20 protein-coding genes and 1 pseudogene are annotated in these 20,715 nt (G+C 57.7%); 5 read left to right on the top strand and 16 right to left on the bottom strand.

Annotation, left to right across the window (positions count from 1 at the left end; all coding sequences use genetic code 11):
* Positions 1 to 26: 26 nt before the first annotated feature.
* Complete coding sequence (locus KHA73_RS16020) at positions 27 to 1,517, top strand: sugar ABC transporter ATP-binding protein (RefSeq protein ID WP_234591301.1); 1,491 nt, start codon at positions 27 to 29, stop codon at positions 1,515 to 1,517.
* Complete coding sequence (locus tag KHA73_RS16015; protein ID WP_234585363.1) at positions 1,514 to 2,497, top strand: ABC transporter permease; 984 nt, start codon at positions 1,514 to 1,516, stop codon at positions 2,495 to 2,497. Before KHA73_RS16020 ends, KHA73_RS16015 begins: the two co-directional genes overlap by 4 nt.
* Positions 2,498 to 2,505: 8 nt before the next feature.
* On the opposite strand, the gene KHA73_RS16010 is transcribed toward KHA73_RS16015, so the two are convergent.
* Entirely contained in the window at positions 2,506 to 3,510 is a 1,005-nt protein-coding gene (locus tag KHA73_RS16010; protein ID WP_234585362.1) for a LacI family DNA-binding transcriptional regulator, read from the bottom strand.
* 90 nt (positions 3,511 to 3,600) lie between these two features.
* Entirely contained in the window at positions 3,601 to 4,506 is a 906-nt protein-coding gene (locus KHA73_RS16005) for a LysR family transcriptional regulator (protein ID WP_234585361.1), read from the bottom strand.
* A gap of 118 nt (positions 4,507 to 4,624) precedes the next feature.
* Here KHA73_RS16005 and KHA73_RS24570 point away from each other — a divergent pair, with 118 nt between their 5' ends.
* On the top strand, positions 4,625 to 4,759 hold the full coding sequence (locus KHA73_RS24570; protein ID WP_261081122.1) for a hypothetical protein: 135 nt from the start codon (positions 4,625 to 4,627) through the stop codon (positions 4,757 to 4,759).
* Complete coding sequence (locus KHA73_RS16000; RefSeq protein ID WP_234585360.1) at positions 4,756 to 5,046, top strand: DUF1330 domain-containing protein; 291 nt, start codon at positions 4,756 to 4,758, stop codon at positions 5,044 to 5,046. The genes KHA73_RS24570 and KHA73_RS16000 overlap by 4 nt, the downstream gene beginning before the upstream one ends.
* A gap of 346 nt (positions 5,047 to 5,392) precedes the next feature.
* Here KHA73_RS16000 and KHA73_RS15995 read toward each other — a convergent pair.
* The 10 genes and pseudogenes from KHA73_RS15995 to KHA73_RS15950 form a co-directional block, all read right to left on the bottom strand.
* A pseudogene (locus KHA73_RS15995) lies at positions 5,393 to 6,151 on the bottom strand (ankyrin repeat domain-containing protein).
* A gap of 31 nt (positions 6,152 to 6,182) precedes the next feature.
* A complete protein-coding gene (locus KHA73_RS15990) occupies positions 6,183 to 6,956 on the bottom strand; it encodes an ankyrin repeat domain-containing protein (RefSeq protein WP_234585359.1) in 774 nt (257 codons plus the stop codon).
* Complete coding sequence (locus KHA73_RS15985) at positions 6,953 to 8,455, bottom strand: phospholipase (protein ID WP_234585358.1); 1,503 nt, start codon at positions 8,453 to 8,455, stop codon at positions 6,953 to 6,955. Before KHA73_RS15985 ends, KHA73_RS15990 begins: the two co-directional genes overlap by 4 nt.
* A 220-nt stretch (positions 8,456 to 8,675) precedes the next feature.
* On the bottom strand, positions 8,676 to 9,755 hold the full coding sequence (gene lptG, locus KHA73_RS15980) for an LPS export ABC transporter permease LptG (protein ID WP_234585357.1): 1,080 nt from the start codon (positions 9,753 to 9,755) through the stop codon (positions 8,676 to 8,678).
* Entirely contained in the window at positions 9,752 to 10,822 is a 1,071-nt protein-coding gene (gene lptF, locus KHA73_RS15975; protein WP_234585356.1) for an LPS export ABC transporter permease LptF, read from the bottom strand. Before lptF ends, lptG begins: the two co-directional genes overlap by 4 nt.
* A 3-nt stretch (positions 10,823 to 10,825) precedes the next feature.
* Positions 10,826 to 11,422 carry a YtfJ family protein gene (locus KHA73_RS15970; RefSeq protein ID WP_234585355.1) on the bottom strand — a complete coding sequence of 199 codons (597 nt, stop codon included), beginning with the start codon at positions 11,420 to 11,422 and terminating at the stop codon, positions 10,826 to 10,828.
* A gap of 13 nt (positions 11,423 to 11,435) precedes the next feature.
* Positions 11,436 to 12,272 (bottom strand): hypothetical protein, encoded by an 837-nt coding sequence (locus KHA73_RS15965; RefSeq protein WP_234585354.1) that lies wholly within the window; start codon positions 12,270 to 12,272, stop codon positions 11,436 to 11,438.
* A complete protein-coding gene (locus KHA73_RS15960) occupies positions 12,269 to 13,606 on the bottom strand; it encodes a lipopolysaccharide biosynthesis protein (protein WP_234585353.1) in 1,338 nt (445 codons plus the stop codon). Before KHA73_RS15960 ends, KHA73_RS15965 begins: the two co-directional genes overlap by 4 nt.
* An 81-nt stretch (positions 13,607 to 13,687) precedes the next feature.
* Entirely contained in the window at positions 13,688 to 14,464 is a 777-nt protein-coding gene (locus KHA73_RS15955; RefSeq protein WP_234585352.1) for a nucleoside/nucleotide kinase family protein, read from the bottom strand.
* Between the two features lie 30 nt (positions 14,465 to 14,494).
* Complete coding sequence (locus tag KHA73_RS15950) at positions 14,495 to 15,220, bottom strand: nucleoside/nucleotide kinase family protein (protein WP_234585351.1); 726 nt, start codon at positions 15,218 to 15,220, stop codon at positions 14,495 to 14,497.
* Positions 15,221 to 15,525: 305 nt separating this feature from the next.
* Between KHA73_RS15950 and KHA73_RS15945 the strand changes: the two genes are divergently transcribed.
* Positions 15,526 to 16,257 carry a nucleoside/nucleotide kinase family protein gene (locus tag KHA73_RS15945; RefSeq protein ID WP_234585350.1) on the top strand — a complete coding sequence of 244 codons (732 nt, stop codon included), beginning with the start codon at positions 15,526 to 15,528 and terminating at the stop codon, positions 16,255 to 16,257.
* A 58-nt stretch (positions 16,258 to 16,315) separates the two neighbouring features.
* On the opposite strand, the gene spt is transcribed toward KHA73_RS15945, so the two are convergent.
* Genes spt through KHA73_RS15925 form a run of 4 tightly spaced genes read right to left on the bottom strand, consistent with a single transcriptional unit; the run spans position 16,316 to position 20,417 of the window.
* Positions 16,316 to 17,488: a serine palmitoyltransferase gene (spt, locus tag KHA73_RS15940; protein WP_234585349.1), complete on the bottom strand. Its 1,173-nt coding sequence runs from the start codon at positions 17,486 to 17,488 to the stop codon at positions 16,316 to 16,318.
* On the bottom strand, positions 17,475 to 17,735 hold the full coding sequence (locus KHA73_RS15935) for an acyl carrier protein (RefSeq protein ID WP_234585348.1): 261 nt from the start codon (positions 17,733 to 17,735) through the stop codon (positions 17,475 to 17,477). Before KHA73_RS15935 ends, spt begins: the two co-directional genes overlap by 14 nt.
* Positions 17,736 to 17,766: 31 nt before the next feature.
* Entirely contained in the window at positions 17,767 to 18,681 is a 915-nt protein-coding gene (locus tag KHA73_RS15930) for an NAD-dependent epimerase/dehydratase family protein (RefSeq protein WP_234585347.1), read from the bottom strand.
* A complete protein-coding gene (locus KHA73_RS15925) occupies positions 18,678 to 20,417 on the bottom strand; it encodes a fatty acyl-AMP ligase (RefSeq protein ID WP_234585346.1) in 1,740 nt (579 codons plus the stop codon). The genes KHA73_RS15930 and KHA73_RS15925 overlap by 4 nt, the downstream gene beginning before the upstream one ends.
* Positions 20,418 to 20,715: the final 298 nt, after the last annotated feature.

Below are 20,715 nucleotides of genomic sequence, written 5' to 3'. Positions count from 1 at the left end.
CGATAAACGCGGAGGGTATGACAGTGCTGACACCTTTATTGGAATTAAAACAGATTAAAAAGTCTTTTCCGGGCGTTAAGGCGCTGGACGGCATCGATCTCAGCATTCGGCGTGGAGAGGTGCACGCCTTATTGGGCGAAAACGGCGCCGGCAAATCCACGCTGGTGAAGATCATGTGCGGCATTTACCAACCGGACGCCGGCGATATTTTTATTGAGGGCGAGCAGCGCCACTTCAATAATTATCGTCAGGCGATCAATGCCGGGGTGGGAATTATATTTCAGGAGTTCTCGTTAATTCCTTATATGAACGCCATCGACAATATTTTCCTGAACCGGGAAATAAAAAATCGCTGGGGATTATTGGACCGCAAGGCCATGCGGCGCAAGGCCGAAGCCATTTTCAAACGGCTGACGGTGGCCATCGATCTTGATTGCCCGGTTGAACAGCTGAGCGTGGCGCAGCAGCAGTTTGTCGAGATCGCCAAGGCGCTGTCGCTGGACGCGCGCATTCTGGTGCTGGACGAACCCACCGCCACGCTGACGCCGGGCGAGGCCGAGCATTTGTTTAGCGTGATGAACGATTTGCGGCTGCTCGGCGTGGGTATGGTGTTTATCTCGCACCACCTGGACGAGATTTTCACCATTTGCGATCGCATCACCGTATTGCGCGACGGCACTTACATCCAGACGCTGGCGACCGGCGACACCAATGTGGAAGAGCTGGTCAGGCTGATGGTCGGGCGAAAAATCGAGAACGCTTTCCCGCCGAAGCAGCACCCGGTCGACACCTCGACGGTGCTGCTGGAAGCGAGCATTCAGCGCGAGAAACAGGGCGCGGAAGACCGTTTCCAGCTGTTCCAGGGCGAAATCCTCGGCTTCGCCGGGCTGGTGGGCTCGGGGCGCACCGAGACCGTTTCCGCGATGATCGGCGCCAGCCGCTGCTACCGCAAAAGCATTATCCTGAGCGGGCAGCCCGCCGCGCTGCGCAGCCCGGCGCAGGCGCTGCAAAAAGGCATCGGCCTGCTGCCGGAAAGCCGCAAGACCGAAGGGCTGGTGCTGCCGTTTTCCGTGGCGCAGAACATCACGCTTAACCGCCACCACAGGCGCGGCAAGATTTTCGTCAACGCCCGCAAGGAGCAGGACATCGTGCAGCGGCTGATCCGTGCGGTGGGGGTGAAAACGCCGGATGCGGACACCGCCGTCGGCACCCTGAGCGGCGGCAACCAGCAGAAGGTGGTGATCGCCCGCTGGCTCAATAACGACTGCAACATTCTTATCTTCGACGAGCCGACGCGCGGCATCGACGTGGGCGCCAAGGCGGAAATCTACCAGCTGATGCAGCAGCTGACGCAAAAAGGCATCTCTATCATCATGATTTCATCCGAATTACCGGAAATTATCGGCGTATGCGATCGCGTGCTGGTGTTCCGCGGCGGGCACATCGTCGCCGAACTGGCCGGCGATGAAATCGAATCCAACCACATCATGCTTCATGCGACCGGGAGTGCATTATGATCGGAATTGAACAGTCTTCCGCTGCCGGCCGCGCCGCCGGCCTCGGCAAACGTTGGGAAAAGCTGCTGCACCACCCGGCGGTGCTGCCGTTTATCGGCTTCGTGATCCTGTTTGTGCTGATGAGCGGGTTGAACGACAGCTTCCTGACGGTCAATAACCTGACCAACGTGGCGCGGCAGGTGTCTATCAACGCCATCATCGCCGTCGGCATGACCTGCGCCATCCTGACCGGCGGCATCGATCTTTCCGTCGGCCCGGTGATGGCGCTGGCGGGCTCGATCGCCGCCGGGCTGATGCTGGCCGCCGTGCCCATTCCGCTGGCGATGCTGGCGGCAATCGCGATCGGTGCGCTGTTCGGCCTGGCCAACGGCGCCTGCATCGCCTACCTGCGCATGCCGCCAATCATCGTCACCCTGGCTTCGATGGGCATCGCGCGCGGCCTGGCGCTGCTGTACACCGGCGGCTACCCGATATCCGGCCTGCCGGACATGTTCTCGTTTTTCGGCCGCGGCACCGTGCTGGGCATTCAGGTGCCGATCCTGATCATGCTCGGCGTGTACCTGCTGGCCTGGCTGTTGCTGAACCATCTGCCGTTCGGCCGCTACGTCTACGCCATCGGCGGCAATGAGGAGGCGGCGCGCCTGAGCGGCATCCGCGTGCCGCGCTACAAGATGCTGGTGTACGTGATCAGCGGCCTGACCGCCGCGCTGGCCGGGCTGGTGCTGACCTCGCGCCTGATGAGCGGGCAGCCGAACGCCGGCGAGGGCTTCGAGCTGGACGCCATCGCCGCCGTGATGTTGGGCGGGGCGGCGATCTCCGGCGGCAGGGGGGCGATTATCGGCACGCTGGTGGGGGCGATGATGCTCGGGGTGCTGAACAACGGCCTCAATCTGATGAACGTGTCGCCTTATATCCAGAACGTGGTGAAGGGCGGCATCATCCTGGCCGCCATTTATCTCAGTTCCGTGCGGCGCAAGTAGGGCGCGGGTTAGCGATACAACAGCGAGTCGGTGAAGAACTCTCTGCGCACCGGCAGCTCGCCGCGCGAATTGTCGATCGCGCTGAACAACAGCTCCGCGGCGATCTCCCCCAGCTTCTGCGTATTGTGATACACCCCGGGAATATGCAGGCCGTAAGCCCTGGCGCGCGGCGGTTCGTCGATCGAGAAGAACTTCACCTGCTGATAAAGGCCCAGCTCATGGCAGATGTCGATCGCACCCAGCGTGATGATGCCGTTCAGGCCGATGATGTAATCCGGCCGGTTTTCCGGCTTAGCCAGATACGCACGCACCTCGCTCTCTTGCGAGGTGAAATCGTAGTCGCCGTTGATGATATGGATCTCGCGGCCGCTGTCTTTTAACGCCGCGACAATGCCGGCGGTGCGCGTTAAGGTGATCTCCGAATCGGCGGGCCCGCCGACGATCAGCAGCTTTTTCTCCGGCTGCTCCGCCAGATAGCGGCCGGCGAGCATGCCGATTTCGCGGTTGTCGAGGAACACGCCGCTCAGCTGCTGCTCGTAGAGATCGCGGTCGATCAGGATCAATGGAACGCCGTACACCTCGGCCAGTTCCAGATAGGCGGGGCGGTAGTTTTTGTCGTCGCGCACCGCAGACAGCAGAATGCCGCGCGCCTTGTAGCCGAACAGCGCCTGAATGGCGCGCATTTCCGCCTCTTCGCTGCCGTCGGTGTCGAACAGCATGATCTGGTAGCCCTGCTGGCGCGCGATGCGCGACACGGTCTTGATCAAGCCGGAATAAAACGGGTTGTACATGCTGCTGGTGACGATGCCGATAATCTGGCTGCTGCTGCTCTTCAACCCCTGCGCGAAGGCGTTGGGCACGTAGTTCAGCTCTTTGGCGATGGCGTGAATGCGCTCGCGGGTTTCCGGCTTGACCAACTCGGGCTTATTGAAGGCGCGGGAAACGGTGATGTTGGTCACCCTGGCGCGGCGGGCGATGTCCACGATAGTGGCATTGGGATTGGCTTTCGACACCGTGTTTCCTTGCTGTATGCGTCAACAGATCCCTTATTGTAGGGAAAGGGCGGGGGCGGTGCCAGAGGGATTGATTGGGGGTTTTGGCGATTAGTCAAAATAGGGTTTCAACACTTCTTCCGTCCAATTCATAAAAGCCCTCACTCGTTGCGACAGATTGCGCCGGTGCGCGACGACGAAAGATGCATTCAGCGGCTTGGGCCGCAGATCGGGAAGGATTTCAACCAATGCGCCACGTTTGATATGGGGGACGAGTGCTGAATAACCTCCCTGAATTAAACCTAAACCCGCCAGTCCTGCTTCGTGGTAGGCCGGTACGCTGTTGACCGTCATCGTGCCGGGTAACATCAGCGTATTGTAGCCATCACCTGACGGATATTCCCATCCGTCAGGTTTCGCGCCAAAATTCCGCGTGTAATGCACCATTCTGTGCCCTTGGTTAAGAAGATCATCAATCGTCTGCGGCACACCGAAGCGTTTCAGATAGCCTGGACTCGCCGCATTGATCATCCGTAATTGTCCTAGCGGCCGGGCAATCAGGGTCTCATCAACGATGGGGCCCAGACGAATTACGCAATCAAATCCTTCCAGAACCAGATCGACACGGCGGTCGGTACTTGAAAGCTCAAGTTCGAATTCCGGGTGAGCATCCAGGAGTTGGGGTAGCGCGGGAATCACAACGCTTTGTGCCAGAATTGCCGGCATATCAACGCGTAAACGCCCTCGCAGTGACATCCCGCCAGGTGAGAACATTGACTGCAGTTCGTCTGCTTCCGCCAGCAGGTCTCGTGCACGTGAATAAAAAATGCGGCCATCTTCGGTCAACTGCACAGTTCGCGTGGTGCGATGCAAAAGCGTAGCGCCTACGTCATGTTCGAGCTCGCGCACCACCGTTGAAGCACGTCCTTTCTGAATACCAAGGCTTTCAGCTGCCTGGGTAAAGCTCTTCATTTCTGCCACGCGTGCGAAAATAATCAGTGCCTCAAGACTTTTCATTGTTCCTCTTTGAGATAACAGTGAGTTAATTTTTAGCTTGTTTATGCCTAGTGTAATACTTAATAGACTGTCTTCACACTGCGTTATCCAGCGCAGACACTTGATGAAGGCAATTATCATGACTCAAACCCTTTCAATGATTAAATCTGCAGTCGTCTCTCACTCTGGCTATGGGCATGCAGAACGGATGGCGGCCGCTGTGGCTGAAGGTGCCAGCGCCACGCTCGTGGCTAAAAAGGAGATAAAGAAATGAATAAAGGTTATTTAATCGCGCATGTCACAGTATCCGACGCTGTTGCCTACGCCGAATATGCCAAAGCTGCCGGAGAAGCAATGCAGGCGTTCAGTCCTAAGGTTATTGCTTGGTCTGGGCAATATGAAAACCTTGAGGGAGAATCTCATGAACGGCACGTCGTTTTTGAGTTTGCTTCTTTTGCCGAGGCCAAGCGTTTTTATGAGAGTCCTGAATATCAGGCAGCCAGGGCAATACGTGCAGGTGCTGCGAGCGGAACTTTTGTACTGGTTGAAGGAGGCGCTTAATTTTCGGCGCAATGCTTGATAAAAAGCGGACACTCTCTCGGCGCTGAGGCCTCTGATATCTGACTTTAGTGCTAAATACAATATTCATTTGGGCATCACATGAATGTTGTGATGCCCAAATTTTTGCTGCCTACCATGGAATAAGCCTGACTTCCGCGTTAGGGTAGAAAAAAATTTTAGCGATGATTTTTAATCACACGGCCTTTTCTGCGTTGATCCAGGACGTCCGTTTTCTGAACCTCAATCCGTTTTAATGTGTGGTCTATCATGTGCTTATCGAAAGCCAGATGCAATCTGACAGCCCCAGTATAAATAACCGGCAATTGTCAGATCTGCGTTGATGAAATTACTGCGTTTCCTTTGCTCCTTTCAAAAGCATTAGCTCTAGTATTTTCTTACACTGTTCATTGTATTCTGAGCCATCTTGGCTGTCTTTTATTTGCCGGTTCACTGCTGTTAACAGCGAAAGGTTGTTTATATTTACCGGATTAGGATTCGCACCCCGATTGAGCAGTAGGGTCATGTGCTCAAAGGCTGAGCTAAAAAAAGCATCCATTAATAAGGTCTGTTGCAAGGAGTCTCTGATATTTATGTCTGCGCCGTAATCCAGCATCACCTTTAACGTTTCAGTGTTCTTGGCTTTGATTGTTTGGAATACAATGGGTTCATTGAATACCTTATCTTTTGCGTTTGGCGGCAAACCGCCGTCGAGCATGGCTTTGGCCCAAATCCCCTCGTCGGCTTTCATGACGAATTCCGCTGGGCTGCTCCCGCCCTCCGGTCAGGGCTGCAACGGGTCTGCGCCCGCTTTTACCAGGTCGGTTATTATTTTCAGCCTTTCCGGCGTGTTTTTATCATAGATTGCGTTTAGCACCGACCAAAACAGCAGGGTCATGTCTGCTTTCGCCGGCCGATTCAGTTCTTGCTTACTTATTGAAGGAAGCTTTTCTTTCAGTTTCACTTCGTCGCCATCATAAATCAGCTGTGCGACTTCCAGTTGACGGCCTTCAAAAAAATCCTGTGGTTCATATTCCATGTTTTTTTTGCATCCTTGCATCATGAGAACAGTAAAGAGTAACGCCATTGCCAGTATCAACTTGCTCATACTCTCCCCTGATAGTAGCGATAGAATAGAGTCAATTTTCTACAGGCAGAGGAGGCCAGTCTCCACCATTTTTAATTAGCAACTCTTTTATCTTGTTAATTTTCTCTTTATCCTCGGCATCTCCTACACCTCTATCTATAAAGCGCTGAAGCTGATTGCCCATAGTCCAACCAAACTTCCCTTTGATTTTACTATCCGCGCCTCTCTCTAACAAAAGAATTGTATGATCAAATGAATGAGAATCCAGAGAGCTTATTAACAAGGTATTTCCCAATGAGTCCCTTGTGTTTATATCCGCACCATAATCCAGCATCACCTTTAATGTTTCAGGATTTTTCGCATCTAACGCTTCGAATATGATGGGTTCATTGAATACCTTATCTTTTGCGTTTGGCGGCAAACCGCCGTCGAGCATGGCCTTGATCCAAATCCCCTTGTCGGCTTTCATGACGAATTCCGCCGGGCTGCTCCCGCCCTCCGGTCTGGGTTGCAACGGGTCTGCGCCCGCTTTAACCAGGTCGGTTATCATGCTCAGCCTTTCCGGCGTGTTTTTATCATAGATTGCGTTTAGCACCGACCAAAACAGCAGGGTCATGTCTGCTTTCACCGGCCGATTCAGTTCTTGCTTACTTATTGAAGGAAGCTTTTCTTTCAGTTTCACTTCGTCGCCATCATAAATCAGCTGTGCGATGTCCAGTTGACGGCCTTCAAAAAAATCCTGTGGTTCATATTCCATGTTTTTTTTGCATCCTTGCATCATGAAAACAGTAACCAGTAACGCCATTGCCATTATCAATTTGCTCATATTCTCCCCCTGATAGTGGCGATATCATCGTCTTTCTGGTTTTCAATCAACTTTATTGTCTGGTCTATACCGTGTTTATCGAGCAAGGTTCCTGTCCCTCCGGCAAGAGTGTGCGGTATGCCAACGGCACCAGGAACCGCAAGTGATGACCACTCTTTCAAGGTGAAAGGCAATGCTACGCCCCAGGGTTTTTGCAAAGGATCGGGCAGGGCATTTTTTATAAGCTCATAATCACTTTCGTTATTAACCTCCTGTAACGTGGTTAACAGTTCTCCTTCAACTCGATAGGCCTGTATGTTCTTGGCTGAACCAAGAGCCTTACCCCCGTATTTTCTAATTGTTCCGCTGTTGAGTCCGGCTGCATTAAACGTCCAGGCGGGTTTTCCACTGGTCATTGATGCGGCGGAGGCCATTCCGCCACCTAATGAATGACCAGAAATATCAATGCTGGGGTTTTTTGATATGCTTTCGCCAATATTGATGGCCTTTTTATAATACTCAGAGTTCGCCCCCATCCCCTGAGCACCATTATTTATCCAGTCATTCACATTTTTAATTCCTGATAAATCGCCCTTAAGGGCTTTTTTGGCGGCACTGCCGAGTCCCTCTGGGAATTCTGGCGCTCTTGATCCTCTGAACACGACAGTTGGGTTCATCTCTTTACCAAAAATACTGTTATCAGGTTGATATACCCTTGCCAAAAAATCCGGTGATTCATCTCTGTCTAAGAGCATATTTCTGTTTAGCCCAATTTTACTCAGGGCAGCATTATCGTTACTGATATCTTTCCAGCCCTCAGGAACGCCAGGGGTATCCTTTAGCGGATTCGTAGTCTTGTAGATATTCTCAGCCAGCTTTGCCTTCTCGACGGCGACATTGTTTGCCGCCAGGCGTTCCGAGGCGATTCGGGCGTCCGGGTAGATACTCCGTTGCCCGCGGCCAATGAGGTATTTTCGCTCCTGCCAGCGTTGCGCTTTGGTCAAGGGCCCAGACACGACCTGCTGTGAAACTCTTCCACCTTGCGCCGGGTTATCTGGGCCTATAGCCGGTTTTGCCCGAGTGACTTGTGCGGGAAAGACTGATGGGCGCGCCCGGCGGCCACCATAAGACTTTACGGCCTCCTCGTACCGACTCACTATCTTGTCCAGCGGATAGTTAGGCTCTTGCCGCCCGTGCGGTATCAGATAACCGTCGATGTCGGCGTAAAATGGCCCCATCGTCGCCAACACGCCGGGCCGGGTTTCAACCGCTACGACAACGCCTCTCATCAGGTCGCTCTGCACCTTTGCGCGCAGGTTGGAACTTATCCCGTTTTGCGTAACGCCGGCTTCACGGCGGATCCGTTCGCCACCGCCAAAACCAGAAAAAAGTGTCAGAATGTCACTGTCCGGCATGTATGACAGTCCGTGACATGCGCTGGAAGGGCTGACTATACGGGGGAATTCATCAGGTGAAATAATATCATCGGCGATATACAGCAGTTTCAAATTGGAAAACATAGTGTGTCTATTCCTTTGCTTGCTGCGTCTTGGCCTGTACAGGCAGGCGCTCGCGCTCCTTGCACGATGGAACCCAGAGGGGCATTTTATCGAACAGCAGTCAGCGATAGCTAACGGCGCATAGGACACCAAACAAAGGATAATAACGGCTCAAGCCAATTTGTAAAGCCGGCCAAATGTTAACCGGAAAGTTCTCGTTTTCCAAAGGCCGATACGGGTTTTAACCCCGCCGATCAAACCGATAAACCAGCGCCAACGCCAGCGCCAGGATCAGCAGCGGCGGGGCGAGGGCGGTGAAGGGCGCGTTAAGGGAGAACAGCAACCCCAGGTTGAGGACGATCTGATAAGCGATGTAGGTCAGCAGCCCGACGATGACGCCAAGCGCCAACCGGCTGCCCAGGCCGGGCGCGCGCGGGGCGGTGAAGGTAAAGGGAACGGCCAATAAAATCATCGCCAGCACCAGCAGCGGCTGCCCGAGCTTTTTCCACAGCGCCAGGCGGTATTCGGTGCTGGGCTGCCCCGAGCCTTGCAGGTAAGCGATATAGCGCTCCAGCTGCCGGAGCGAGAAGCTGCCCGCCGGCAGGGTCAGCTCTTTCAGGCTCGGCACGGCGAACAGCGAGCGCCAGGGCAGGCTGTCTCGTCGTTGAATCGTCTCTTTTCTGCCCTGCCAGCTTTTCTGCATCACGTGGTGCAGCAGCCAGTTGCCGTCGGCGCCGGTGCCGGCGCTTTCCGCGTAGAGGTAAGACTCCAGTGAGCGGTCGGCCCGGTAGCGAAAGATTTCGATGTCGTGGGGTTGGTCGTGCTCATCAACGGTCTTTACCGTCACAAACTCGTTGCCGCGCCGCGCCCACAGCGGGTTGACGGCGACGTCGTTATCGTTCGATTGCGCCAGGGCGTTGTTCTTCATCTGCAGCGCGCGTTGCTGCAGCGGCGAAGCGGCCCATTCGTCGATGGCGCCGAGCGAGAGGTTCATCAGCAGCCCGGCGGCGAGCATCACCAGCGCGATGCGAAATATCGACATGCCGGCGGCGCGGATCGCCGTCAGCTCCAGGCTTTTGGCAAGCTGCCCCAGCCCGACGATGCCGCCGAGCAGCGCGATAAACGGCCCCAGATCGACCAGGCTGCGCGGCAGGGTCATCAGAGTGACCAGCAGCGCCTGCTGCCAGCGGTAGCCGCCCGGGGTCACGTCCTCCAGCTCGTTGATCAGCGTAAAGGTGGTGAACAGCGGGATGAGCAACCCCGCCGCGGCGGCAAAGCCCATGAACAGGTTACGCATCAGGTAACGGCTAAAAATAGTCATCGGGAGGTTTTCCGCAGCAGGGATAAATCGCGCGCGAGCAGCAGGGCGAGGCCGATCGTCATCGCTATCGGCACCAGCCACACGCCGGGGATCGCGGGCAGAGAGCCGTTCGCCACCAACGTGCGGCAAATGTTGCCGCCATAGAAAATCACGGTAAACAGAATCGTGAGGGGCAGCAGCGCGGCATAGCGCCCCTGCCGCGGTTTGGTGCGGCTGAAGGGGATCGCCAGCAGCACCATCAGCACGGTGGTCAGCCCACGGCTCTCGCGCCACTGCAGTTCCGCCGCGTCGGCCGGATCGGCGGAGCGCGAAAGCGCCGCCGGCGAGGCCGATTTGTGCCGGGACTCGGCGCTGGGCGTGAACGGCCTCAGCGCGATGTCAAAGTTGTCGTAATTCTGCCCGTTGTCGTCGGCGCCCTGGCGATCCAGCACATAGGCGGTGCCGGCCTTCAGCCGCACGGCGGGGCTGGCGGCGGAGGCGTCGAGCACCTCAACCGACTGCGCGCGGTACAGATTGGTGTGGCTGGCGGTGCGGACATAAATCAGGGCGTCCGTCAGGTGATTGGCCGTTTTGTCGATGTGGCCGGCGAGGATCATGCGGCCGTTGCCGCTCAGGTTAAATTTGTCGGCCTGCAGGTGGCTCACGTCCAGCACCGACTGCGACTGCTGCTGCAGCTGATAAATATTGGCGTACGCCCAGGGCCTGCCATACAGGGAAAGCAGCGTAACGCCTATCGCCAGCGGAACGGCGAGCAGCAGCACCGCCTTGTACAGCCGCAGCGGGCTGGCGCCGGCGGCCTGCATGGCGGTGATCTCCGCATCGCTATACAGCTGGCTCAGCGCGACCGCCACCGAGACGTACAGCGCGACGGGCAATATCATCTCCAGCGCAATCAGCGATTTATAGAAAACCACGTCGGCGACCACCCGCAGCGCCAGCGTGCCGTTGGCGGCGTCGGTGAGGTAGCGCTGGGCGGAGTAGCTGGCGAACATAAAGAGGAGAAACCCGGCGATCGTCACCACCAGGCGGCGGATCTCAACCATGATGTAGCGTTCAATCAAATACATGCGTCATCGGCTCCCGGCGGCGTGCGATTCTGGCTTATCCCGGTCGATCAGCGCGCGCAGCAGGGCGATCACCTGGTCAACTTCCTGCGGGGTGAGTGCGCCGTCCTTCGCCCACTGCACGCGCCCGGCCTGGTCCAACACCACGATGCTGGAGCTCTCCTCCGGCAGTCGCCAGGCCCTGCGCCCCAGCCCGTCGCTGTCGACGATGAACTGCGCCCAGGGGTAGTGCCGCTTGTTTTTCTCTATTTTGCCGCGCACGAAAAAGCCGGATCCCGGTATCGCATCGTCGGTGTTGACGATGGTGGTGGGCTGAAAGCGATCGTTCGGCAGAGCGGCCTCCTTGACGGCGGCGATCAGCAGCGAGTTCTTCTTCTTGGCGGAGGTGCGCCCGGCGATGTACTGGATCACGCGCACCTTGCCCGCCAGCTCTGCGCTGTTCCACGGCCGGTAGCTGAAATCGCCATTGTGCAGCAGCAGCAGCAGCTCGCCGCGATCGGCGATGGCGACCGGCGCAACCGGCTTGCCGGGCATGAAATTATGCGCTGACGCCAGCAGCGGCGACAGCAGCAGCGGTATTATCAGCCATCGGCGTAAGCTCATTCAGCCTCCTCCGCTATAGGGGGAAACGCGCAAGCAGCAGCTCCAGGCGCTGGCGGATATCGATATCCAGCATCCCGGGCCGGTCATAAACATCGCCGCCGGCCAGCTTATCCGCCACCATCACGTCGTGCCGGTCGCCCATCAGGCCGTTAATCGCCGCCAGAAAACGCGAGATCTGCCGCGCCTCGCGGTTGTCGGGATCGATCGATCTCAGCGTGTCGTAAAAAGAGACCTGCCGGCTGACGATTTTGCGCACGTCGTGAAACTGCCTGCCGGTGAGTTCCGGGCTGGCGATTAACGTCTGGAGCAAGCGCATCTGCGCCTGGCGATAGGCGATGAAGTCGCGCTCGCTCGCCAGATGAATATGGCGCAGCGCATAGCGCACGCAGGACCAAACCGGCCTGCTGAGCAGCACCCGCAGCAGGTTGCCGTAAAGCTTCAGGTTCTTCCGGTTGCCGTTGCGAAACGCGTCCTGAAAATGGCCGAGCACCACGGTGGTGGTGTGGAACAGGCGGTTGGCGCGGTGCCGTTCGCCGTAAAGCTGTTGGGCGAAGCGAAAATGCTTATAGCGTGCGCGAATATATTTGTAACGCATGCGGGTGGCCGCCGCCAATTGCGGATCCTGCAGGAAAGCGTTCACCAGCTGCAGCAGCTCGCGGCGGGAAAAGCCGTCCTCCCAAAATTGCAGGCACAGCGCATAGTTGTCCCGAATGTGCTCCAGAGAGCAGTGCAAATCAATCTGTTGCGGCAGGCTGATGTTCGCCTCAACCAGATCGTCCTCTTCCACCGCGACAAATAGCGCCCGGGTGGTTTCAGCGGAGAACTTTTTCCAATTATTGCTAGCGGTCATTGATTACTCTCTTTGGGCACATTCAGCCCCAACATATAGCGATTGCGGTAGGCGCCGATCGTCGGTATCAGGGATAACAGCACGTCTAAACATTGGCCCAATAAATAAGCGAAGGCGGCACCCTGCACGCCGAAGGCGTACGACATCGATATCAACAGCGCAATGTAGGACGCCGAGGCAATCGTCTGTGCGATGAGGAACGCGCGCTGCTTGCCCGCCATGAACAGCAAGGACTCCTGCGGGAAGCCCATCATGGAAACGACGATCGCCCCCAGCATGATCTGAATGAGGTCATAGGCCTCCAGGTATTGCTGGCCGAACACCGCGGCAATGAGCGGTTTGCCGACCAGCAGCACCAACACCGCGACGGCGACGCCGATGCCGCCGGCCAGCAGCGCGGAGCGCAGGCCCAGCAGCCACGGCTTGGCGGTGCGCGGATCCAGGCGCATGATCTCCGGGTAGAAGCTTTTTTCCAGCAGCTTGGCCGGGGTGCCCGTCGCGTCGAAGAAGGTCATGGCGATCTTGAACAGCCCGGCGGCCGCCGGCCCCAGCACCACGCCAACCAGCACGGTGGTGCAGGAGTTGCGCGCGGCCCAAATGGTGTGCGCAAAGTTGGTGGTCCAGACGAAGTTCCATGCGCCCTCGATGCGGCGCGCGGTTTTGAACAGGCGCGGCCTCAGCGCGCCGTGGATGCTCCGGCGGCGCAGTTCGCGTGCGGTGAACCACCAAAACAGCGTGCCGCCGATGAGGTTAGAGGCGTACCAGGTGACGATGAACCCCGGGAAGCCCAGATCGAAGTAATACGAGATGACGCTGCCCACCGCCTGCAGGAAGGGCTTGATCGCCTGCTGCACGGCGATCAGATCGAAGCGGTTAAAGGCGCGCAGCACGCCGGTCGGCGTGGATGACGTCATCGACGGGATCAGCGTGCAGTAAAGGATGGCGAGCCAGAAGCTTTCGTTGTCCAACCCCAGGGCATGCGACAACAACGGCAGCAGCAGCATGCCGCCCAGCACGGCGATGGCGCCGCTGGCGATATCCAGGCCGAAGGAGAAGGCGATGACGTCGCGAAAGCGCGAGATGTTTTGGTGCTCCAAAGCCGGGGTGCCGAATTGCACGACGAATTGCCAGGTCTGGAATTTGATGAAATCGCTGACCGCTTTGGTATAGGCCTGAATCACCACCAGCACGCCGAACATTTCGGGCGACATGCCTTTACCGGCGCAGGACAGCGCCAGCAAGCCGAGCAGCGCGCTGGCCACGCTGCCGGAGCCTAAATAGGCGGCATTACGTAATATGGAGCGAAAAGCGCCATCGGAAAACCACCGTTTCATGATGCAAACCAGCCAGCATCGTTATTTTTTTGCATCTCGCGTTCCGCAGTCATTCGCTTGCCCTGTATCTGTTTAATAAACCTAAGCTTCTTTCTCCAACGGCGCCGTCGTATTCGCCGGGGCGCCGCGGGTTCGCTGTGCGGGGATCGCCACGGCGGCGATGGCGTTGAGCGCGTTGCTCAGCACTTCGTCGTAAGGGGCTCTGGCGTCCAGTTCGATAATTCGCGAGCCGTTGTATTGCAGGCGCACCATGGCGGATATTTTGTCTTCCAGCTCTTCGTAACTGTGGTCGGGTTTGCGTGAAAAGGCCGTATCGGCGTCGATATCCAGGCGAATGATCAGTTCTGGGCGATATTGCGCCATTTGCTGGTACAAACGGCGCTCGCGCGCCGCCAGGCGGCCCAGCAGCCAGCCTTTGGCGCGTTCGACGCCAATGCCGGGCCCGTCGTAGTAAAAGCCCGAAATCTCCGCCTGCGGGTAGCGATCGCTGATCACCAGCACGCCGCTCTGCGCCAGCCGCCGCACTTTGCGCAGGTTGGAGGCGCGCCACAGTGAAAAACCGTACATGATCAGCGCCGCCCACAGCGCCGGCGGTTTATTGCTCATGCGCTGCGTCTTATCGGATTTGGCCGCCAGGCGCCGTTCCAGCCAGACGCCGATGAACGGCAACCGCTTGATTTTGTCGCCGTCTTCGCCGGAGATCAGCCCTAAATAACGCCGCTCCGTGGCGCGATGCCGCTGCAGATTTTTAACCAGATCGGCGGTCAGGGTAGATTTGCCGGTGCCGTCGCTGCCCACGACGGCGATAAGCCCGGTGATGCAGAAGGTATGTTCGGCAGAGTCTTTATTTTTTTTCATCTATTTCCGTACGCAAAGGTTATTTGGCGGCTATGCGTTGGGTGCCGTCAGTGATATTTTCACTGCACGCAGTGATTCATCGAAAATTTTACTCGCCGGCTCGCGGCCGTCTAAATCCAGTATGTTGGCGCCGTTAAAAGTCAGGTGCGGGATGACGGCAATTTTTTCACGCAACGCATCCAGCGGGTGATCGGGTTTGCGTGAATAGGCCGTTTGTTCGTCAATATCCAGCCGAATTAATAATAACGGCTGATAAGACGCCATCCATTGGTACAGGTGTTGTTCGCGCTTTCTCAGCCAGCGGATCCAGCGATTGCCGCCGACCGTTTTCGCCAGCTGCGGGCCATCGAAACGAAAGCCCGCCACTTCCGCCTGCGGATAACGATCGGTAATCAGCAATGCGCCCCGGCGGCTTTTCGCCAGCATGCGGCGAAATTTATAAACCCGCCAATATGAGAGTAAAAAAATCACCAGCGCCGTGGCGTTATCCGGGGGCGTGGAAGGGCGCTGATGCACGCGTTCCGACTTCGCCAGCAAATAACGCCCGAAGCGCGCGCCAATAATCGGCAGCGCACCGATCCATTCGCCGATGCGCCCTGAAGACTGGCCGAGATAAAGCAGTTCCGCAGGCTCTTGCGCCGATAACGCGTTGACCAGGCTGGCGGCCAAAGTGGATTTTCCCGAGCCGTCACAGCCCGTTATCGCTATTACGCGCACGGGTGAGCGATCAGACGAGGGTCTTATCTGCTGACTCACAATAATTGATCCAATGCGAAAAAAACTATTGTATTCCAATACGTCTTGGGTTCAAGATATTTATTGTGCTTTGTTGCGATAAAATAATGAGGTTTGTATTTTGGTTCGTTATTTGAATTGATATTCATAACGTTCGTTCTTGTTATTTTGTGCTAATTATCTGTACGTGGTCCGGTTTAGCTTTTTATGTTAATTCCCGGTGTTTATCGCCACGGGCAAAGAGCAGAAGTTTTCAATTCCCGCTTAATCTTTTGTGCTTTTTGGCCTGGCGCGCCGTTTCCGGTGTATTGAAAGAGAGTCTTATTATGAGTGCAAAATTGCCGCCGCTGATTGCGGTTATCGGCAGCGACGGATCGGGCAAGTCCACCGTGTGTGAACATCTGATCGAGTACGTGAAGCAATACGGGCCGGCGGTGCGGGTGCATCTGGGCAAACAGGCGGGCAACGTCGGGCGCGCGGCGGCGAAATTGCCGCTGTTGGGGCGCTCGGTGGGCAAAGCCATCGAGAGCAATACCAAAAAAGTCAAAACGACCCAATCCAGGCTTGGCCTGCTGCCGTCGGTGGTGATCATCGCCTTTGTGGGGCGCCGGCTGCTGCGTTTTCGCCGCATGCTGGCGTTTCGTCGGCAGGGTTTCATCGTGTTGACCGACCGTTTCCCCCAGGCGCAAATCCCCGGCGCGTACGACGGCACGGTATTTCCCGTCAACGTCGAAGGGAATCGTTTCGTCCGCTGGCTGGCGGCGCGGGAGCGGGCGGCGTTTCAATGGATGGCGGGGCACAAGCCGGATCTGGTTCTCAGGCTGAATGTCAGTCTGGACGTGGCCTGCGCGCGCAAGCCCGATCACCGCAAAGCGGCGCTGGAGAAAAAAATCGCCGTCACGCCGTTATTGACTTTCGAAGGCGCCGACATCGTGGATCTCGATGCCAATCAGCCGATCGGGGAGGTGCTTGCGGCGGCGGAAAAGGCCATTGCGGAATTTATGGCGGCGCAGGGTTATCGCTACGGGGCCGATGAAGAATCGGCGGCCGTTCACTGAGGTTTGACCCCGTTCGGCGCGGTGGCGTTTCCGCCGCCGCGCGCGAGGGGCGGGCGGCCTACTTCTTCAGCGCCGCAAAGGCATGGACGATCGCGTCGATCTCTTCATCGCTGTGCGCGGCGTTGACGCTGCAGCGCAACAGGGTGACGCCCGCCGGCGCGGCCGGCGGCAACACCAGATTCACATACACGCCGTGGGCGATCAGCTCGCGCCAGAAGCGCAGGCCTTCCTCTTTCGAGCCGATCATCACCGGCACCACCGGGCTGATGCGTGGCCCCAGCGTATACCCCAGCTCGGCGAGCCCGTGGTACAGGCGGTGCGCGTTGCTCCACAGTTTTTCCCGCAGTTCGGGATGATGCGCAATTTTCTGCAGAGCCGAACGCACCGACGCGATGCTGGAAGGCGACGGCGAAGCGGTAAAGATATACGGGCGGCTGCTGTAGCGCAGCACCTCCATCCCCTCGCCGCCGACGGCGAAACCGCCGATCGATGCCAGGCTCTTGCTGAAGGTGCCCAGTACAATATCCACCTCTTGCTCGACGCCCAGCGCTTCGGCCAGGCCGCGGCCGTGGGCGCCCATCACGCCGAACGAGTGCGCCTCGTCGACCAGCAGATAACCGCCCAGCCGCCGTTTAATCTCGACAATTTCAACGAGCGGCGCGACGTCGCCCAGCATGCTGTAGATGCCTTCCACGATAATGATCGCCTCGCGGGCGCGCTCGCCCAGGCGCAGCATGCGGCGCTCCAAATCGCCGGCGTCATTGTGGCGGAAGCGAATAATCTCCGCGCCGCCGAGGGCGCAGGCGTCGTAGATGCTCGCGTGGCTGTCCGCATCGATCAGTACCACGGAACCCGGCCCCGCCAGCGTGCTGATGACGCCGAGATTGGCGGTGTAGCCGGTGGAAAAGACGATGGCGCCGGGCCGATCGAAGAACTCCGCCAGCTCCCGTTCCAGCGTCAGGTGCGATCCGTAGCTGCCGTTCGCCATGCGCGAGCCGGTGGTGCCGGTGCCCAATGCGGCCAACGCGGCCTGGCCTGCGGCGATCGCCTGCGCGTCGAAGGTCAGGCCGAGATAGTTATTGGTGCCGGCGAGGATGATTTTTCGATCGCCGATGCGCCCCCGGGTCGCGGAATATACTTCGTCGATGCAGGTGCCGAACGGGTTCAGGCCGGAGGTTTGAAATTGTTCACGGTCGTTGGCGAGCCGCGAAAACTTATCATAAAGTCCCATGGCTTTTCTCCAGATAAGGGCGCAGCGCGTCAAGCAGTTGCTCCGGCGTTCTGACATCGAGCAATATATTGATAGGAATGGAGATATCTAACTTATCTTCCAGCATCATCAGCAGATCCAATACTCTGATGGATTCCAGGCCAAGATCGTTGACGAGATCGCTATCAGGTTTTATTTCTAATCCGCCTTCGACGATACCTTGCAAACACGTCAGGATATATTCCATTACAGCATCGCGATTTAGCATAAGAACGTTGACACACCTCTGGTTGGAATAATTAAAACAGCCCTTCACGCAGTGCGCGCTCCAAACTGACCTGTGGGAGCCAATCAATCTGCTGCGACAAAGATTGATTGCTGGCGGACCAGTCGCTATGGGTTAATTCGCGTATTTTGCTGCGCGTCAGCATCGGCTCTTGCTTTGCCATGCGGTTCCACGACGTGCCGATATCCGCCATGAATTTCAGCAGCGGCAGTGGAATGCCCAGCAGGAGTACCGGCCCCTGGCGCACGGCGGCGCCGATTTCTTTCAGGCGCCGCCAGCTATAGCCTTCGGCCGCGCCGTCGCACAGTTCGTAAATATTCGGCTGCGCGGGCTGCGCCAATAACCATTGGCTGACCGCTTTCGCCAGGTCGCTCACGTGCAGAAAAGACAGTTTCGCTTCAGGCGCGCCCAGCCGGGGGAGCACGCCGCGCAGCAGCCCGTTGAACAGCGGTTTCAGCTCTTTGTCGCCTGGCCCGTAAACCGCCGTCGGGCGGAAAATACCCAACGCGATATCCGATGCCGCAGCGGTTAATTGCTGCTCGGCGACGCATTTTGAATTCGCGTACCAGGACAGCTCCGGATGGCGAGCCGCCAGAGAAGACATGAACAGGAAACGTTTGCAATCGCCGCTCCGTTTGGCCGCCTGCATCAGGTTCAGGCTGCCGGTCACGTTGCAGCGGGTGAAAACCGTTTCCGCATGCCCGCGCACCTGGCCCGCACAGTGAACGATGCAGTCCGCGCCGCGAACCAGCTCGGCGAGCGACGCCTGGTCTTCCAATGCGCCGGGCACCCACAGCAGGTTGTCGGCGGCGGCTTTCCCCGTGCGCCGCGTCAAGGCGCGCACGCTGAACCCCTGCGCCAGCAGTTCACGCACGATGTGCCGGCCGATAAAGCCGGTCGCGCCGGTGACTGCGACGGTGCCTGTCATTGCGCGAAACCGGCCAGCTGCGGCAGCTGCGGGTAGAGCGCCGCCCTCAGCCAGCGTTTTTTGGCTTCGGCGCGGGCAGGCTTGCCCGACGATGTGCGGGGGATGCTGTGCGGCGGCAGCAGCTCGATATCCACCGCAATGCCGAATTCGCTTTGAATGCGCGCGCTCAGCGAATGCACGATTTGTTCCCGACGCTCCTGCGAACTGACCCGGCACTGGATTTGCAAAATGATCCTGGCCGCCTCGCCATGTTCTTCGGCCACGAAAGCGATAGCATCGCCGGAACGGATTTCCGGTTCGGATTCCGCGACGTACTCAATATCCTGCGGCCAGATATTGCGGCCGCGAATGATGATCAAATCCTTTTTGCGGCCGGTGACGTACAAATAGCCGTCCAGCAGATAGCCCAGATCGCCGGTGTCCATCCAGCCGGTCATCTGGATCTGCTGCTGTGATTCATCATCGCTGAAATAGCCGTTCATCAGGCTGGGGCCGGAAATGGTGATATGGCCGACCTGACGTTCCGGCAACGGTTGCCCGGTTTCGCTGCGGATCTCGATGCGATGGCCGGGCAGCGCTCTGCCGCAGTTGACGAAGGTCGAGACGGCGCGGGTCTTTTTGCCGGGCGCGGTCGCTTTACCCTGGTACTCCAAAATATCGCGGTCGACCGCGTTGGTTTGCGGGCCGGAGGAAGGGTCGGAAAAGCTGACCGCCAGGGTGTTTTCGGCCAGGCCATAGCAGGGCATGAACGCCTTGCTGTCGAAGTTGATGCCGCTGAAGTGTTCGCCAAACTGGCTCAGCAACTCGGCCGGGATCGGCTCGGCGCCCACGCCCGCCACGCGCCAGCTGGAGAGATCCAGATCGGCCAGCTCTTTGGCGTTGCTGCGGCGCAGGCACAGGTCGTAGCCGAACGGCGGGGCGACGGACACGGTGCCGCGATTTTTCGCGATCAGTTTCAGCCACTGCATCGGACGCATGGCGAAATCTTGCGTGCGCAGGTAGTCGACGGACAGCTGGGTGGCTACCGGGGTCAGCAGGAAACCGACCAGGCCCATATCGTGATAGAAGGGCAGCCAGGAGACGCAGCGGTCGCCCGCGCGCAGCTTGATCCCGTCGCGGCTGATCGCGCTCAGGTTAGCCATGGCCGCGCGCTGGGTAATGATGACCCCGCGTGGAAAACGCGTGCTGCCCGAGGTGTATTGGAGATAGGCGATATCGTCGGGAGACGGCGCCGGCAGCGCGATGTCCGGCTGCGGCAACGCGTTAAAATCCGCGTCGCTGAGAATGCGTATCGCCGACGCGCTTTCCGTGGCGGAGGCGATCAGCGGCGTCCACTCCTCGCCGCTGATAATTGCCGCGGGGTTACAGCTGGCGATCAGCCCTTTCAGCTTGGCGGTGTAGGAATCGCGCTGGCCAACGCCCATCGGGATCGCCAGCGGCACCGCCACCAGGCCGGCATACTGGCAAGCGAAAAAGGCTTCGACAAATCCCGCGCTGGTTTCGGCGATAAGCGCCACGCGATCGCCTTTCTTGAGCTTCAGGGATAATAAACGCCGTGCGCCCGCGATCGCCTTTTGTTGCAGCGTGCGATATTCGAGAACCGCCACCAGCTGATTGCGACGGTCGTAAAAATTCATTCCCGTATTGCCCTGCGCCGCGTAATCCAAAGCATCCGCTAAAGTGGGGAAGTCCGCATAGCGCATAGGAATAGAATGAACGGAACTTGTTTCAGACATAGACAAACATAGCCATAGATTAAAGATCACCAAAAGAGATAAACCGCTCTTGGCGAGATAATGGATATAATAGGTTTTGAATAAGTTTGTTATTCAACCATCTTTATTACGCGAATAGCGTATATTACCGTGCTTTGTCGGCACGCCAGTTATTAACCTGGGAGAGCGCAAGCCACCCCTGTTATCAGCCTCGAACGGCACCTGATGGGTATACGAAGCGACACTGCAAGATCCGGGCTTCGCCGTTCTTTGGCCTGCATGTGTTTGGCAGTAAATAACTGTCTGCTCATAGGTTATG

Origin of the sequence: Serratia entomophila, from assembly GCF_021462285.1 — a bacterium.
In the GTDB taxonomy this organism is placed as follows: domain Bacteria; phylum Pseudomonadota; class Gammaproteobacteria; order Enterobacterales; family Enterobacteriaceae; genus Serratia; species Serratia entomophila.
The sequence above is the reverse complement of the archived record's forward strand: the minus strand, read 5'-3'. Positions and strand labels throughout refer to the sequence as shown.